The following is a 12,842-nucleotide window of genomic DNA, read 5'->3' on the forward strand; positions in this document are numbered from 1 at the left end:
ACCGAGCCGCAACGCGTCTCGGCCTTTCGGCTTCGATCCCTTGCGCAGATCATGTGTCGCTCGCCGGAGGCTCTCGCGTTAGGGGCCGCCGTCATTTCATGCCGGCGTCGCTATCACTGCCCCGCGCCGGGTGCCTTTGCCTTTCCCTTCGCTCCGCGCTCTTTGGGCTTCCATCACTTTTGCGAAAGGAGGCTGCGCTGCCGCGAAAACCATTCTCTCAGAGAATTCGTGGCGTCACCGTCGCTGGAAGTGGCGGTATTGATCCTTCGCGCAAGAGCAGATCATGCCCCTCGCCGGGCAGAAATGGCGTTGGTTGAGGCCAGCCGGGCGCAATGCGACATCACCGTGCTTAGCATCTTCGTCAACCCTGCTCAGTTTGGGCCAAACGAGGATCTCACCACCTATCCGCGCGACTTCGCTCGACTTCCGGATGTCAGGCTTTCAGGATACCGAGCTGCGAAGGCGCGCTCGTTTCGAGCCCAGGCCCGCTATGGCTATGTTTGGGTCGCGCTCGACGAGCCCTTGAGCGACATCCCTGCAATTCCAGAAGACGGGATGACAGGCTATCGGCGCATCAACCAGTTCTACGATAAGTGGAATACCGCCGCGCTGCGGCTAATGGAGAATTCCTTCGACAATGCCCACTTTGCCTTCGTGCACAAGGGGACTTTCGGTGACATCAATCAACCGAAGCCCGAGAAATACGAGATCGTCGAGACCGAATTCGGCTTCGATGCTGAAACCATCATCACGGTGCGAAATCCGCCTGGCGCTTACAGGATCACCGGAACGACCGAGCCGACGACCAGGCGGCATCAACGCAACAAATGGTTCATGCCGTTCTGCCGGCGCCTCGATATGGAATATCCGTCCGGTATCCGCCACATCATCTTCAACTGCGCGACGCCGATCTCGGACGGCCAGATTCAGGTCGTGCAGTTGCTGTTTCGCAACGACACCGAAGCCGAGTGCTCCACGCGGGAGTTGATCGATTGGGACGCGGCGATCATCGCCGACGATCGCGATATGCTGGAATCAACCGACCCCGATGCGATCGTTGATATGGGCCGCAAGATCGAGATGCATATGCCGTCCGATCGCCCCGGAATGATCATGCGCAAGCGGCTGCTCGACCTACTTCGGCAGCATGGCGAAGAAGAGCTGCCGCGAAGTGTATGAGCGTGACCGACCTACCTCGGAGTAGGTAGATGGCAGCAATTGGTGAATCGCTCTCGCACCATTGCTCAGGCTGACACTGGTGTTGTCTGCGGATGCGCCTTGCACGGGTCTCAAGGCGCGCGCAAGCGCTCGACAATGATTATCGCGCTCTCGTCAATCCCAACTGGCCGACCCGAAGCTTCGAGGCGCTTTTGACCGCCGTCTATCAGTACCAGATCCGGGACGGCTGGACGCTGCAGCCCAATTTTCAGTTCATCATTCACCCCGGTGGAGGAGCAACCAACTCGTCAGGAGCTCTAGCCGGAACGCCACTCAAGAATGCTTCCGTGTTCGGCTTGCGGGCGACTCTTAAATTTTAGGAGGGACTTCCGAAACGTAGTTCGCGCCGCAGGCGCCACATGAGGACGGCGACCGCGAACCAGACGAGCGAAGCTGCTGCGAGGCAGAGCGCGGGCTGTAAAGCGCGTCCCTGCCACCAGATGAAGAGCGCGAAGCAGGCAAGGCCCAGACTTCCCCAAGCGGCACCGGCGGCATCAAGTGCGGCGGCAGCCTTTCCGCGTCGCTGCCCGCGCAGGCCGTTTTTCTCCTTGCGCTCACGCTCATGCTTCTCGATCAAGGTCGCACTGGCACAGAAGATCGCGGGAAAGGCCAGCATCAGCCCGCCGGCCTCCGGCCCCGCCCCGTCCGCGACAAGGCCAGCCACCACGGTTGCCAACCCGCCCAATGCAAAACGCACGACATATTCGTAAAGTCGTCCCTGCTTGAGCGCGGAGAACTTGAAGTGGACAACCATGGCGGTCAGCCTATCAAAAATTGCTTGAGGCCTATCGCGGCCACAAGCCAGATCGCGAGAGCGGCGAGAGTTGCCTTGAGCGCCGACCATTCGGCCCGTATCAGCAACTGACAAACCACAAAGCTGTAAGCCGCCAGCGCGATCGAACCGAGGATCATCGAGCGGCCTTCGATCGCAACATAGTCGCCGCCATGTTTTGAGAAGGCGAGGCCGAGCGTTGCCAGAGCAATGGATGGCGCGGCGCCAAACAATCCCGCGAAACTCTTAGGGCGCAGTACGTCGTCTATGGCCGCAAACAGAGAGACGACCAAGCCGCCAATCAGAAAGCGTAGCGCGTAGTCCACCATTCCTCCTTGCTCGCCGTTTCTAGGACGATCCTGGCATCAGCATGCTGACCGCCATGCCGACGATGCAAAGAGCCATCGCCGCCGTCGACGCCCAGCCGAGCCGATACAGCCAGCCTTCGACCACGAGCTTGCCCATCACGTCACGCCGTCTGACAAGCAGCATTAAAACGGTCATTACCGGTGCTGCCAGCACCCCGTTAATGACCGCACTCCAGTAAAGCGCCTTGATCGGATCAATTGGCGTGAAATTGAGCGCCACACCGAGGCCGACCGAGAGGGCAAGCACCGAATAAAACGCCATGGCCTGCCGCGGTTTGCGGGCGAGGCCAACGGGCCATCTGCGGCCTTCGCTAATGGCATAGGCTGTCGAGCCGGCCAGCACCGGAACGGCGAGCAAACCCGTACCAATGATGCCGAGTGCAAAAACGAGTTCGGCAAGGCCCCCCGCAATCGGCTTCAAGGCCGCCGCGGCCTGCGCCGATGACTGCACGTCGGTCACCCCCTGCTGATGCAAGGTAGCGGCTGTCGTGATGATGATCGCGATCGCAATGAGGTTTGAGAAAGCCATGCCGATCAACGTATCGAGGCGAATGCGCCAGAGCTCGCGCTCTTGAGGACGTGTGTCCTCCTTAAGTGGCTTCTTGTTGGGATCGATGCGCTGCTCCTCAGCTTCCTGCGAGGATTGCCAGATGAAAAGGTAAGGCGAAATCGTTGTGCCGAGAATGGCAACCAGCGTCGTCAGAAAGGCGCCGCTCCATTCGATCTTCGGGATGAATAGTCCCTTAAGGGCGTCAGCCCAGGGCACTTTGACGACCGCCAGCGCGATCACATAGGCAAACAACGCCAGCGTCAGCCATTTCAGGATCGCCACATAGCGCTTGTAAGCGATAAAGATCTGCGCCAACACGGAGATGACCGCAAAGCCAACGACGTACAGGATCGCCGACCCGCCAATCACCAGCTTTGCGGCATCCGCCATGGCCCCGAGATCGGCCGCAACATTGATGGTGTTAGCGACAAAAAGAAGACTGACCAGCGACCAGATCACCCAACCCGGATAGTTGCGGGAGACATTTCCGGCGATGCCGTGCCCGGTCACCCGACCGATTCGTCCCGAAATCTCCTGGATCGCCACCATCAGGGGATAGCTGAGGAGCATCGTCCAGCCGATGCCAAAACCGAGCTGCGCGCCCGCTTGGCTGTAAGTGCCAATTCCAGACGGATCGTCATCCGACGCGCCAGTAATCAGCCCGGGTCCAAGCCGCTTCAAAAGACTTCCATCCGGCTTTTTGGCATCGGCCCTTGCCATGTGCTCCTCGGGGGTGGGACTGTCGCCGAGCGACCCGTCTGCAACGTCAGGAAGCAATGCGGGCTTCATTGGCCAGCGGGCAACGCATGCCGAACGCGCGCGCGAGGTACCGCATGAATATTACATCAGGGCTGCTCAGGGCACTTCGACAGTCCTTTGGCCGACAGGCTCGCCTGACCTGTGCCGCTGGTTTAATGGTGCCAGAAGATCGCGAGCAGCAGAATGATCGGCGGCGGTATGCCCGGCAACCACAACAATGCGCCTCGTCCAAAGCCCATGGCTCTCTCCTCCATTGATCCGTTCCCCGCATCCAACGCGTCCGTCCGGCGCACAGTTCCTCACGGGAACGGTTTTCGAGGCGGTTGATTGAAAGACCAGGACAACTGTTCTGCTTTCCAAATTGCTTTTTTACGGTTTGCTGCAGGGCGTAAGGACACTGCGAAAGAAGGCAGTCGATGACGATACGAGTGCATCCTTTGTCCGCCGATATCGAACTTGCGCGTGCGATTGCGCGACACACCCGTCCGCTGCCGGAGCGGATTTCGGGCGCGCTGACCTGGGGAGCGGATGAGCATATTCTGACCGCGGTTGCCATCGGATGGTGGCTCTGGTGTCGCGCCAAACCACTGCCGCAGCGGCACGCGAGCGATCATGTGCTGCTGACGACGCTCGCCTCTGTCCTGTTGCCACACTTTCTAAAAACGCGTTTCGACCAGGTGCGGCCGGACCGGCGCACCGTGCGCGGCCATGTGCATGGCATCCCGCTCTCCGGCCGCGCGCTGGATGCGTTCCCCTCGGGGCACGCCGTGCATGTCGGTGCCCTCGCATCCGCCGCCGCGGTCCTGCCACCCGCCAAGCGCAATCTTGCGTGGGGCCTCGGCGCCGTTCTGGTGTCGACACGTATTCTCCTGCTGGCTCACTGGGCAAGTGATGTTCTTGCGGGTCTCGCGATCGGTGCAGTGCTCGAGCGCGTCATAAGGCGACTGACGGGGTTTGGTCGCCAGGGCTCGGCTTAGTCATGGGCCGGCTTCTTGCACCCCCCGGTCCGCATGCCGTCCACCTCTGCATCGACATGCAAAGGTTATTCGCGCCGGGTGCCCCCTGGGCAACGCCCTGGCTGGAGCGCGCGTTACCCGAGGCGGTCAGACTTATTGGGCATACGCCGCGACGTACCGTCTTCACGCGCTTCATTCCGGTCCACAACAAGGCCGAGGCGCGCGGCGTCTGGAAAATCTATTATGAGAAATGGGAATGCGTGACACGCGACAAAGTCGATCCGGCGTTGCTTGAGCTGATGCCGGCCCTGACACGCTTTGTGCCGCCCGCCACAATCATCGACCGCCAGACTTACTGCGCATTCACCAATAGCCGGCTGCAGGCCTTTCTGGATGAGCATCAGGTGGACACCCTGATCGTGTCCGGCGGTGAGACCGATGTCTGTGTCCTCGCAACGGTGCTGGCCGCGGTCGATATCGGATACCGTGTTATCCTGGCCGAAGACGCGCTCTGCAGCTCGTCTGATGAAAGTCACGATGCGCTCATCAATCTCTACAGCAAGCGGTTCAGCTTGCAGATCGAGGTGACTCCCGTTGCCAGCATCCTTGCGAGCTGGAGCGTCGACGATTGACGGCCGGTGAATTGCCTTCCTGCGTAGTCCGGCGGGGAAGCTGATTACCCGCTTGATTGAGGAGGCGTCGCGATGTCGACGTTTGGCTGCTTCCATCAATGATCGGGAAGCCGCTTCGAAGATCGAGGCGCTGGCTGCCGACGATGAGCGGCGGGTGGCGGCGCTCGCCGCTTCCAAGGAACCGACGCCGGTAAAGGGTGCGGACGAATCCTGAAACAGGCCGTGTGCAGTAAGACCGGGCCGACTAGCGAGCCAGACGCTTGATGGTCTTGGCCGCACGGTTTGGGCCATGCCACCCGAGAAATTTCAGTTCCTTGTTTTCCAGCGCATTCGTCGCTCGAAAGAACTGTTCGAGATCGTCGCGCGCATGGGAGGGGAGATTACGGATATCCTTGAGATCCGTTTCGAGCGGTGACCGGTCAGGCACCGCAAACACACGATCGTTTCGCTCCTTCCTGCCTTTGCTCCTTTGTTCGACTTCGAGAATGCCGACCGGCCGGCAGCGCAGCACGACGCCCGGATAAGTCTGCGCGTCATGCAGGATCAGCACATCCAGCGGATCTCCGTCCTCGGCCTTGGTCGAGGGAATGAAGCCCCAGTCGTAAGGATAGGTCAGACCCGCCATTAGCGGCTTCGCCAGGGCAAAAACGCCGAGCTTGGGATCGAAATCGAGCTCGCACGAGCTTCCGCGCGGCGTCTCGACAACGGCGAAGATGTTGTCGTCGTCGGCCCAGCTCGGCAGTTTTGTCAGATTGGTCATGGCGCGACCCGTCGATCTCGGCAGGGACAAACCGGTACGGGCCTGGCGAGATCATGCGCCAGACCCCTGGGCGGCGATCAGGCGGCGGTGGAGGCCTTCTTGTTGACGCCCTTGCGCAACGCAACCGTGTTGAGCTTGGTGTTGGCTGCCTTCTCCTCGTTCAGGTTCGTGGTCAGGAAACGCACGATATCGTCGTGGCCGAGCTCTTCCGACCAGGCGATCAGCGTGCCGTAGCGGCATATCTCGTAATGTTCGACCGCCTGCGCGTTAGCGACGATCGCCGCATCGAGTACCGTCTTGTCTTCGATCTCGCCGGCCGTCTCATCCGCTTCCTTGATGATGCCGTCGATGATAGGACATTGTGTACCGCTCGGCGACTTGCCCAGTTTTTGAAAGGCCTTCTCGAGACGCTCGACCTGCTTGTTCGTTTCTTCGAGATGGCCCTTGAGGCCCGTGACCAGATCCCGGTTGGTGGCCTTGTCGATCATTTTCGGCCACGCCTTGAGGATCTGCTGCTCGGCATAATAGATGTCCTGCAAACCGTGCAGCAGCAGATCGTCCATCGTCTTGATGTCTTTTGTGAATAGTCCCATGACGTCACTCCTTGATCGCAAACCGATGGAACGGCGCGCATTGGGCTTTGTTCCTCGCCGCCTTTGCCGCAGCGTCCGCAACGGTCGGGTCGCCGCCCTGACCGTCCGCCTGCGAAGGGGTGCGGAGGCCGCTTCCCGTCGCAGGAGGAACTGCGGCACCGAGCCGGCGTTTTGCTTTATTGCGCGGAGATCAGGATGGTCAGCACCTCGCTATGGATGGACATGGAGATATTGCCCGAGGCGGCTGAGCTCAACGGCGATGCGCATTGCGATGTGGCCGTCGTCGGCTCCGGAATCGCCGGGCTTTCGACCGCCTATGAACTTTCCAAGCGTGGCCAGTCGGTCATCGTCATCGATCGCAAAGGTATCGCCGGCGGCATGACGGCGCGGACTTCAGCGCACCTTGCGCCGCTCTGCGACGATCTGATGACCGAATTCAAGAAACTGCGCGGCGCTGAAATGGCCAAGCTATTCTACGAAAGCCAGGCCGCCGCCGTCGACCGGATCGAGCGGATCCAGGCGAGCGAAAAGATCGCGTGCGACTTCCGGCGCCTGGATGGGTACCTCTTTCAGGGCCACGGCATGCCGGCCGAGATCATCGACCAGGAGCTGGAAGCGGTGAAGGAAGCGGGCGCGCCGGTCCATCGACTGGTCGGCGTTCCGCTCAAGGGATGCGAAAGCCGCCACGTGCTTCGTTATCCCCGTCAGGCGACTTTCCATCCGCTGAAGTACCTTGCTGGAGTTGCGGCGGTTTGTGAGACCAACGGCGTCCGCTTCTTTGCCAATAGCCCAATCGAAGAAGTTGCCGAGCGGGACGGCGGCGTCACGTTGCGAACCGCACAAGGGCAGATCACCGCGGCTCACGCCGTGATTGCGACCAACGCGTCGATTGCCGACCGATTCCAGCTGCATACCAAGGTCGCTCCCTACCGGACTTACGTGGTCGCTTTTGCGATCGCGCGTGGCGAACTTCCCGACGCGCTCTACTGGGACACTGAGGAGCCCTACCACTATGTGCGGCTGCACCCGGGTTCGGTCGATCATGATTTCGTTCTTGTCGGTGGCGAAGATCACAAAAGCGGCGAGGCGAATGACGCCGAGGCGCGCTTTGCCCGGCTGGAAAGCTGGGTACGCGGATTGATCCCGGCTCTTGGCAAGGTCACGCACCGCTGGTCGGGCCAGGTTCTCGATACGATCGATTATGCCGGCTTCATCGGCCGCGAGCCCGGCAGCGAGCGCGTTTATCTTGCGATGGGCGATTCCGGTCAGGGGCTGACCCATGGTGTGATGGGTGCCATGCTGAATACGGCGCTCATTCTCGGCGAAGAGAGCTCGTGGCAGCCGGTCTATGCGCCCGATCGCAAACCTCTAGCTGCCGCCCGAAACTTCCTGCGCGAGAATCTGACCATCCTGCAAAATCTTGCCGAATATATAGCGCCCGGCGAAATCGGTTCCCTTGAGGAGCTTGCGCCGGGCGAGGGTGCCGTCCTGCGTCGCGGTCTCGAGAAGATCGCCGCCTACAAGGACAAAGCCGGCGAGTTGCATCTGCATTCCGCAAGCTGCAGCCATATCGGCTGCCATCTGCACTGGAACAGCTTTGAGAGCTGCTGGGACTGTCCATGCCACGGCTCGATCTTCGCGCCCAATGGCCAGCCGATCAATGCGCCGGCCGTTTCGGCCTTGCGACCGGTTCAAACATAAACTGCGTAACAAGCTCACGTCACGTTTTTAGGAGCGCTCCATCTTCAAAGACGAAGATATCGAACAGGACGACCTGCGCAGCGCCCGCACACCCTGGGCGGTGCTGCCGCCGCCATCCGTAGAGCCGATCACCGACAGCTTTCATTGTGAAGTTCTAATCATCGGCGCCGGCATCACCGGTGCTCTGCTGGCCGAGCGCCTGACCCGGCAGGGTCGGCAGGTCGTCATCATCGATCGCGAGGTTCCAAGCCTCGGCAGCACGGTCGCCAGCACCGCAATGCTACTTTGGGAAATCGACCGTCCGCTCTTCCAACTCACCCAGCTTTACGGCTTCGAGAAGGCAGTCCGCTGCTACCGCGCCAGTCACCAGGCCGCTCGGGGATTACGGGCGTTGATTGCGCAGTACGGAATCGCGTGCCACATGCGGCCACGTCTTTCGCTCTATCTTGCCGCCGATGACAGCCCGAAGCTCATCCAGGACGAATATAGCCTCAGAAGCCGCGCTGATCTGCCATCCCTCTTACTGGGCCACGCCGAACTTCTCCAACGCTTCGCGATCGCCCGGGCGGGCGCCATCCTGTCGAGGAACGCAGCCGACGCGGATCCCGTTCTGCTCACGCGCGGCCTACTCGATCTGTCACTCAAGCGCGGCGCCCGCCTTCTGAAGGCCAACGCGGTTGCTTATGACGGCACCGCCTCGACCGTGACCGTCGGCCTCGAAGACGGGTTTTCGATCGAAGCGCGCCATGTGGTGCTTGCGACAGGCTATGTCATGCCGGACATCGTGCGGCCCACGGCTCAACAACCGGCCTCCAGTTGGGCGATCGCAACTGCGCCGCAGGCGGATAATCTATGGCCGGGGCAGGCGCTCATCTGGGAAGCGACCCAGAACTACCATTATGCCCGCACAACATCCGATGGACGCATCATCTTCGGCGGTGAGGATGATCATGGGCTTATTCAGCCCGACGCTCGTGACGCGGCGACCCCGGCAAAGGTGAGGGTGCTCAAGGAACGCCTGAAAGCTCTCTGGCCCCGCACCTCCAGCCACGTTGCATTCGCCTGGTCAGGAGCCTTCGACACCACCCGCGACGGGCTGCCCCTCATCGGCGCAGTGCCCGGCTCCAAGAATGTCTCTGCGGCCTTTGGCTATGGCGGTAACGGGATCACCTTCAGCCTCCTCGCCGCGGAGCTCATCGGCTCGCTTCTTTCGGGAGGATCGTCGCCCCTGCTTGATGACTTTTCGATCGACCGTGACATTCCCGGCTAACGGCGGGCGACAAGGCAGCCAAGCATGAAAGCGACGAGTAATGAGGGAAGCGGAGCCTCACGAACCACCTCGCGGAGAAAGCCGAGCGCTTGGCCCGGAGGCTGACCCTCCTCGAGACTCTGCCGCACAGTGCGGGCGGTCTCCCGCACGCCTTCCGACACTTCTTTCACTTTCGCCAAGGCGTCTTCGCTGTCCATTTGATGCTCCTCCTACAGGCCTCCCGCACAACAAATGTCTTGGCAGCTATCCGTTCCTGCAGCGCAGGAGGCGCGGATCCAATGACTTGAGCGGCGACATGAGAGCACCGGACTTGGGCCGGGCAACTGCCACCGCGACACTTCGATGAGGATAGGGACGACTGCAGCGCCTGACCGTTCGGATTGATCACCCTTTAGGCCCGAGGATCTCCCATGTATCACCACGTCAAGAAGCTGATGTTCACCGTCCGCGTCGATGAGCCGGACCCGCGTTTTGGCAATATGCTTCTTGAACAGTTCGGCGGCGCCAACGGCGAACTTGCCGCGGCAATGCAATATTCGATACAGGGCCTCAACTGCGGAGCCCCCGATCGCAAAGACCTCCTGATGGATATCGGCACCGAAGAGCTGAGCCATCTGGAAGTCGTCGGCACATTGGCCCGCATGCACCTCAAGCCGGCGAAGTTCGACCGCCAGGCGGCCGAGGCCGATCCGCTGATCGCGATCGCAGGTGGAGGCGGGGTGAACCTCTTCAACTCGCAAGGCAACGCCTGGACCGCCGATTACCTGAAGATTACAGGCGAACTCGACGTGGACCTGCGGAGCAATATCGCCGCCGAGGCGCGGGCCAAGATCGTCTACGAACGGCTGATCAATTTCTGCGACGACGCGGGCACCAAGGACGCCCTGCAGTTCCTGATGACCCGCGAGATCACCCATATGAAGGCGTTTTCGCTGGCGCTCGAGAGCATGAGCAAGCCGGCTTTCAGTATCGGCCGTATCGCGCCGACACCGGGCCTCGTCGATCAATTCTTCAACGACTCCACGGGCACCGGCGATCACGGCGAGATCGACACCCGCGGACCCTGGAACGAGGGCGGCGACTGGCTCTTCACGGAATCGCCGGCCATCCAGGCTGGAGAACCCGGTCCGGCGACGGCGATCGTGACCGAAAGCTCGCCACCGGCGGATGAGGCGGGCTTGGGCGATTTGTTGCTCGACGAATTACGCGACATCCTGCACGCCGAGAAGCAGTTGACGAAGGCACTTCCCAAGATGGCGGAAGCGGCGCGTTTCGACCAATTGCGCGAGCTGTTCGAACAGCATCTCGGCGAGACCGAGACCCAGATCGAGCGCATCAACGAATGTTTAGAACTGCTTGGCAAATCGGCGCGGGCCAAGCCCTGCAAGGGCATGATGGGACTTGTCGAAGAAGGTCAGGAAATCATGACGGAGGGCGAAGAGAAGGAAGATGCTGCCGCTGACCTGGCACTGATCGGTGCGGCGCAGCGCGTCGAACATTACGAAATTGCGGGCTACACCACAGCACGCAACCTCGCCCAGCAGCTACGCCATAGCGCCATCGTCAGCCTGTTGTCGAAGTCGCTGGCGGAGGAGGAAAATGCCGATCAGTTGCTTAACCAGGTAGCTCGGTCGCTGATGTCGGTCGCGAAGATGCCCGCCGCGGTCGAGCAAACCGAATAGAGCATGGACGTGCGCTGTCGGTAACGCCGGGATCGGGAAGACAAGGGCCCGATCCCGGCTTGAGTGCCTTTGCCCATGCCAATGGAGTGCAGTCTGCCGAACGCGATGACTAACCCGCAGAACAACACTGCAACCTTTCTCGGCGTCCCAGCGGCGAAGCGGGATTCAGTGTCTTGCGCGGATGTCGTGATCTTTGGCGCGCCGGACGCGACGCCTCATGTGCCAGGCTGCGCCAGCCACGCAGCCGGCGCTCCCTCAGCCCTTCGGGAAAGAACACGCCAGATTGCCGAAGATCCTTCACGCTGGGATTTTGATCAGGATGGCCCTTTGATACCAGTGGGACTACGGGCGGTTGATCTTGGCGATCTTCCGACCAATCCGGTGACGCCGGTGAAAAATCGATCGCTGATTTCCTCCACAACCGCGTCTATTCTGAGGGCCGGCGCCGTGCCTCTGCTCCTCGGTGGAGATGACTCCGCCCCTATTCCTTTCTTCGCCGGCTACGAAGGATTTGGTCCGGTCACCATTCTGCAAATCGATGCACATCTGGACTGGCGCGACGAGCGCGCCGGTCTGAAGCATACATTCTCGAGCACTATGCGCCGGGTCAGCGAAATGCCCTGGGTAGAGCGGATCATCCAGGTGGGACAACGCGGCGTCGGCGGCTCGCGGGCTAATGATCTTGCCGATGCCCGCGCCTGGGGCGCGACGCTGTTTAGCGCCGCCTCGGTCCGCAAACATGGCGTGCAACCGATCATCGACGAGGTCGCGCCGGGCTGCCGTTGCATCGTCACCGTCGATTGCGACGGCCTCGATCCCTGTGTGATTCCCGCGGTTCTCGTTCCCCAACCAGGCGGTCTCGACTATCTCGACATCGTGGAGCTATTGCACGGCGTTGGGCAGCGCGCGCGCATCGTTGGTTTCGATCTGGTTGAACTGGTCCCTGCTGCGGACCTCGGGGGCCTCGGTGTGCTCGCCGCGTCCCGCATCGTCTGCGTCGCTCTCGGATGCATCGCGGACCAGAGGTCCGCCGCGAAAGCGCGGCAAGCTGCTGACGAGGGGCGGCCGTAAGCAGCCGTCTATGATTTTGCTGTGCCCGGCTCCGCCTGCTTGCGATGCTGCTTGGCCAAAACGCTGGCCGGCGTCACATTGCGACCGCCGACACGTTTGCCTGATGCATGTTGAGAGGACGGCCGTTGACTCGACTCGACGGGGACACGATTTTTCGGGAAAAAGTAGAAACTTCATCTTCCGAGACGAGTTGGCATCCAGCGAGATCTCTTCTCGTCGGAGCCGAACATGGTCGATGACGTCCCGCTGCGCACGGCGGTACATACGGTCTGGTCTCTCTACCTGGCGAAGCATCGCGATGTCGATGCTTCCGACACCCGCCGCTGCCTGCTGGAGCGTCATCTGCAAGGGAGATGGGAAGCGCGTGTGAGCGATGCCGAAGAACTCACGGGATTCGGCCTGGCTTACCTTGGGCGCCTTCCCGAAGACGAATGTTGAGGCTGGTGGAGGGGCTCGTCAGGCGAGCTGCGGTCGACAGCGCTAGGCCGGATTGGACGTTGCTGGCCGTCT

16 protein-coding genes are annotated in these 12,842 nt (G+C 61.2%); 10 read left to right on the forward strand and 6 right to left on the reverse strand.

The genetic code is table 11. The features are described from left to right. The first annotated feature begins 51 nt into the window (after positions 1 to 51). On the forward strand, positions 52 to 1,179 hold the full coding sequence (locus tag XI08_RS03400) for a pantoate--beta-alanine ligase (RefSeq protein WP_271573381.1): 1,128 nt from the start codon (positions 52 to 54) through the stop codon (positions 1,177 to 1,179). Positions 1,180 to 1,271: 92 nt separating this feature from the next. Then, positions 1,272 to 1,538: a carbohydrate porin gene (locus tag XI08_RS03405; RefSeq protein ID WP_271573345.1), complete on the forward strand. Its 267-nt coding sequence runs from the start codon at positions 1,272 to 1,274 to the stop codon at positions 1,536 to 1,538. Here the strand turns inward: XI08_RS03405 and XI08_RS03410 are convergent. Genes XI08_RS03410 through XI08_RS03420 form a run of 3 tightly spaced genes read right to left on the reverse strand, consistent with a single transcriptional unit; the run spans position 1,535 to position 3,628 of the window. Then, positions 1,535 to 1,972, reverse strand: coding sequence for a DUF3147 family protein (locus XI08_RS03410; RefSeq protein ID WP_271573346.1), 438 nt, complete (start codon positions 1,970 to 1,972; stop codon positions 1,535 to 1,537). The two genes, XI08_RS03405 and XI08_RS03410, sit on opposite strands and share 4 nt — an antisense overlap. 5 nt (positions 1,973 to 1,977) lie before the next feature. After that, on the reverse strand, positions 1,978 to 2,319 hold the full coding sequence (locus XI08_RS03415; protein ID WP_271573347.1) for a DUF3147 family protein: 342 nt from the start codon (positions 2,317 to 2,319) through the stop codon (positions 1,978 to 1,980). 19 nt (positions 2,320 to 2,338) lie between these two features. Continuing rightward, positions 2,339 to 3,628 carry an NRAMP family divalent metal transporter gene (locus XI08_RS03420; RefSeq protein WP_271573348.1) on the reverse strand — a complete coding sequence of 430 codons (1,290 nt, stop codon included), beginning with the start codon at positions 3,626 to 3,628 and terminating at the stop codon, positions 2,339 to 2,341. Between the two features lie 455 nt (positions 3,629 to 4,083). Here XI08_RS03420 and XI08_RS03425 point away from each other — a divergent pair, with 455 nt between their 5' ends. The 3 genes from XI08_RS03425 to XI08_RS03435 all read left to right on the forward strand — a co-directional run bounded on the left by XI08_RS03425 (position 4,084) and on the right by XI08_RS03435 (position 5,469). Continuing rightward, positions 4,084 to 4,644, forward strand: a complete 561-nt coding sequence (locus XI08_RS03425; protein WP_271573349.1) for a phosphatase PAP2 family protein — start codon at positions 4,084 to 4,086, stop codon at positions 4,642 to 4,644. Between the two features lie 2 nt (positions 4,645 to 4,646). Continuing rightward, positions 4,647 to 5,255 (forward strand): cysteine hydrolase, encoded by a 609-nt coding sequence (locus XI08_RS03430; protein ID WP_271573350.1) that lies wholly within the window; start codon positions 4,647 to 4,649, stop codon positions 5,253 to 5,255. Between the two features lie 82 nt (positions 5,256 to 5,337). Continuing rightward, positions 5,338 to 5,469 carry a hypothetical protein gene (locus tag XI08_RS03435; protein WP_271573351.1) on the forward strand — a complete coding sequence of 44 codons (132 nt, stop codon included), beginning with the start codon at positions 5,338 to 5,340 and terminating at the stop codon, positions 5,467 to 5,469. A gap of 30 nt (positions 5,470 to 5,499) precedes the next feature. Here XI08_RS03435 and XI08_RS03440 read toward each other — a convergent pair whose 3' ends face one another. Both XI08_RS03440 and XI08_RS03445 read right to left on the reverse strand, forming a co-directional pair. Continuing rightward, on the reverse strand, positions 5,500 to 6,015 hold the full coding sequence (locus tag XI08_RS03440; RefSeq protein ID WP_271573352.1) for an inorganic diphosphatase: 516 nt from the start codon (positions 6,013 to 6,015) through the stop codon (positions 5,500 to 5,502). A 77-nt stretch (positions 6,016 to 6,092) separates the two neighbouring features. Continuing rightward, complete coding sequence (locus XI08_RS03445; RefSeq protein WP_271573353.1) at positions 6,093 to 6,608, reverse strand: YciE/YciF ferroxidase family protein; 516 nt, start codon at positions 6,606 to 6,608, stop codon at positions 6,093 to 6,095. A 195-nt stretch (positions 6,609 to 6,803) separates the two neighbouring features. Between XI08_RS03445 and XI08_RS03450 the strand changes: the two genes are divergently transcribed. After that, complete coding sequence (locus tag XI08_RS03450; RefSeq protein WP_271573354.1) at positions 6,804 to 8,309, forward strand: FAD-dependent oxidoreductase; 1,506 nt, start codon at positions 6,804 to 6,806, stop codon at positions 8,307 to 8,309. 100 nt (positions 8,310 to 8,409) lie between these two features. After that, the gene (locus tag XI08_RS03455; RefSeq protein WP_271573355.1) at positions 8,410 to 9,579 is read left to right on the forward strand and encodes an NAD(P)/FAD-dependent oxidoreductase; all 1,170 of its coding nucleotides are present in this window, start codon (positions 8,410 to 8,412) and stop codon (positions 9,577 to 9,579) included. On the opposite strand, the gene XI08_RS03460 is transcribed toward XI08_RS03455, so the two are convergent. Then, positions 9,576 to 9,776 (reverse strand): hypothetical protein, encoded by a 201-nt coding sequence (locus tag XI08_RS03460; RefSeq protein WP_271573356.1) that lies wholly within the window; start codon positions 9,774 to 9,776, stop codon positions 9,576 to 9,578. The two genes, XI08_RS03455 and XI08_RS03460, sit on opposite strands and share 4 nt — an antisense overlap. Positions 9,777 to 9,989: 213 nt before the next feature. Between XI08_RS03460 and XI08_RS03465 the strand changes: the two genes are divergently transcribed. The 3 genes from XI08_RS03465 to XI08_RS03475 all read left to right on the forward strand — a co-directional run bounded on the left by XI08_RS03465 (position 9,990) and on the right by XI08_RS03475 (position 12,770). Next, positions 9,990 to 11,261 (forward strand): DUF892 family protein, encoded by a 1,272-nt coding sequence (locus XI08_RS03465; protein ID WP_271573357.1) that lies wholly within the window; start codon positions 9,990 to 9,992, stop codon positions 11,259 to 11,261. Positions 11,262 to 11,366: 105 nt separating this feature from the next. After that, positions 11,367 to 12,332, forward strand: a complete 966-nt coding sequence (locus XI08_RS03470; protein ID WP_271573358.1) for an arginase family protein — start codon at positions 11,367 to 11,369, stop codon at positions 12,330 to 12,332. A 228-nt stretch (positions 12,333 to 12,560) separates the two neighbouring features. Then, on the forward strand, positions 12,561 to 12,770 hold the full coding sequence (locus XI08_RS03475; RefSeq protein WP_271573359.1) for a hypothetical protein: 210 nt from the start codon (positions 12,561 to 12,563) through the stop codon (positions 12,768 to 12,770). Positions 12,771 to 12,842 lie beyond the last annotated feature (72 nt).

The organism is Bradyrhizobium sp. CCBAU 11361, assembly GCF_028128935.1.
Lineage (GTDB): Bacteria > Pseudomonadota > Alphaproteobacteria > Rhizobiales > Xanthobacteraceae > Bradyrhizobium > Bradyrhizobium niftali.

Coding starts and splice junctions, on each gene's coding strand:
- XI08_RS03400 (WP_271573381.1), top strand. CDS start 52: ATGTGTCGCTCGCCGGAGGCTCTCGCGTTAGGGGCCGCCGTCATTTCA.
- XI08_RS03405 (WP_271573345.1), top strand. CDS start 1,272: ATGCGCCTTGCACGGGTCTCAAGGCGCGCGCAAGCGCTCGACAATGAT.
- XI08_RS03410 (WP_271573346.1), bottom strand. CDS start 1,972: ATGGTTGTCCACTTCAAGTTCTCCGCGCTCAAGCAGGGACGACTTTAC.
- XI08_RS03415 (WP_271573347.1), bottom strand. CDS start 2,319: ATGGTGGACTACGCGCTACGCTTTCTGATTGGCGGCTTGGTCGTCTCT.
- XI08_RS03420 (WP_271573348.1), bottom strand. CDS start 3,628: ATGGCAAGGGCCGATGCCAAAAAGCCGGATGGAAGTCTTTTGAAGCGG.
- XI08_RS03425 (WP_271573349.1), top strand. CDS start 4,084: ATGACGATACGAGTGCATCCTTTGTCCGCCGATATCGAACTTGCGCGT.
- XI08_RS03430 (WP_271573350.1), top strand. CDS start 4,647: ATGGGCCGGCTTCTTGCACCCCCCGGTCCGCATGCCGTCCACCTCTGC.
- XI08_RS03440 (WP_271573352.1), bottom strand. CDS start 6,015: ATGACCAATCTGACAAAACTGCCGAGCTGGGCCGACGACGACAACATC.
- XI08_RS03445 (WP_271573353.1), bottom strand. CDS start 6,608: ATGGGACTATTCACAAAAGACATCAAGACGATGGACGATCTGCTGCTG.
- XI08_RS03450 (WP_271573354.1), top strand. CDS start 6,804: ATGGTCAGCACCTCGCTATGGATGGACATGGAGATATTGCCCGAGGCG.
- XI08_RS03460 (WP_271573356.1), bottom strand. CDS start 9,776: ATGGACAGCGAAGACGCCTTGGCGAAAGTGAAAGAAGTGTCGGAAGGC.
- XI08_RS03465 (WP_271573357.1), top strand. CDS start 9,990: ATGTATCACCACGTCAAGAAGCTGATGTTCACCGTCCGCGTCGATGAG.
- XI08_RS03470 (WP_271573358.1), top strand. CDS start 11,367: ATGACTAACCCGCAGAACAACACTGCAACCTTTCTCGGCGTCCCAGCG.
- XI08_RS03475 (WP_271573359.1), top strand. CDS start 12,561: ATGGTCGATGACGTCCCGCTGCGCACGGCGGTACATACGGTCTGGTCT.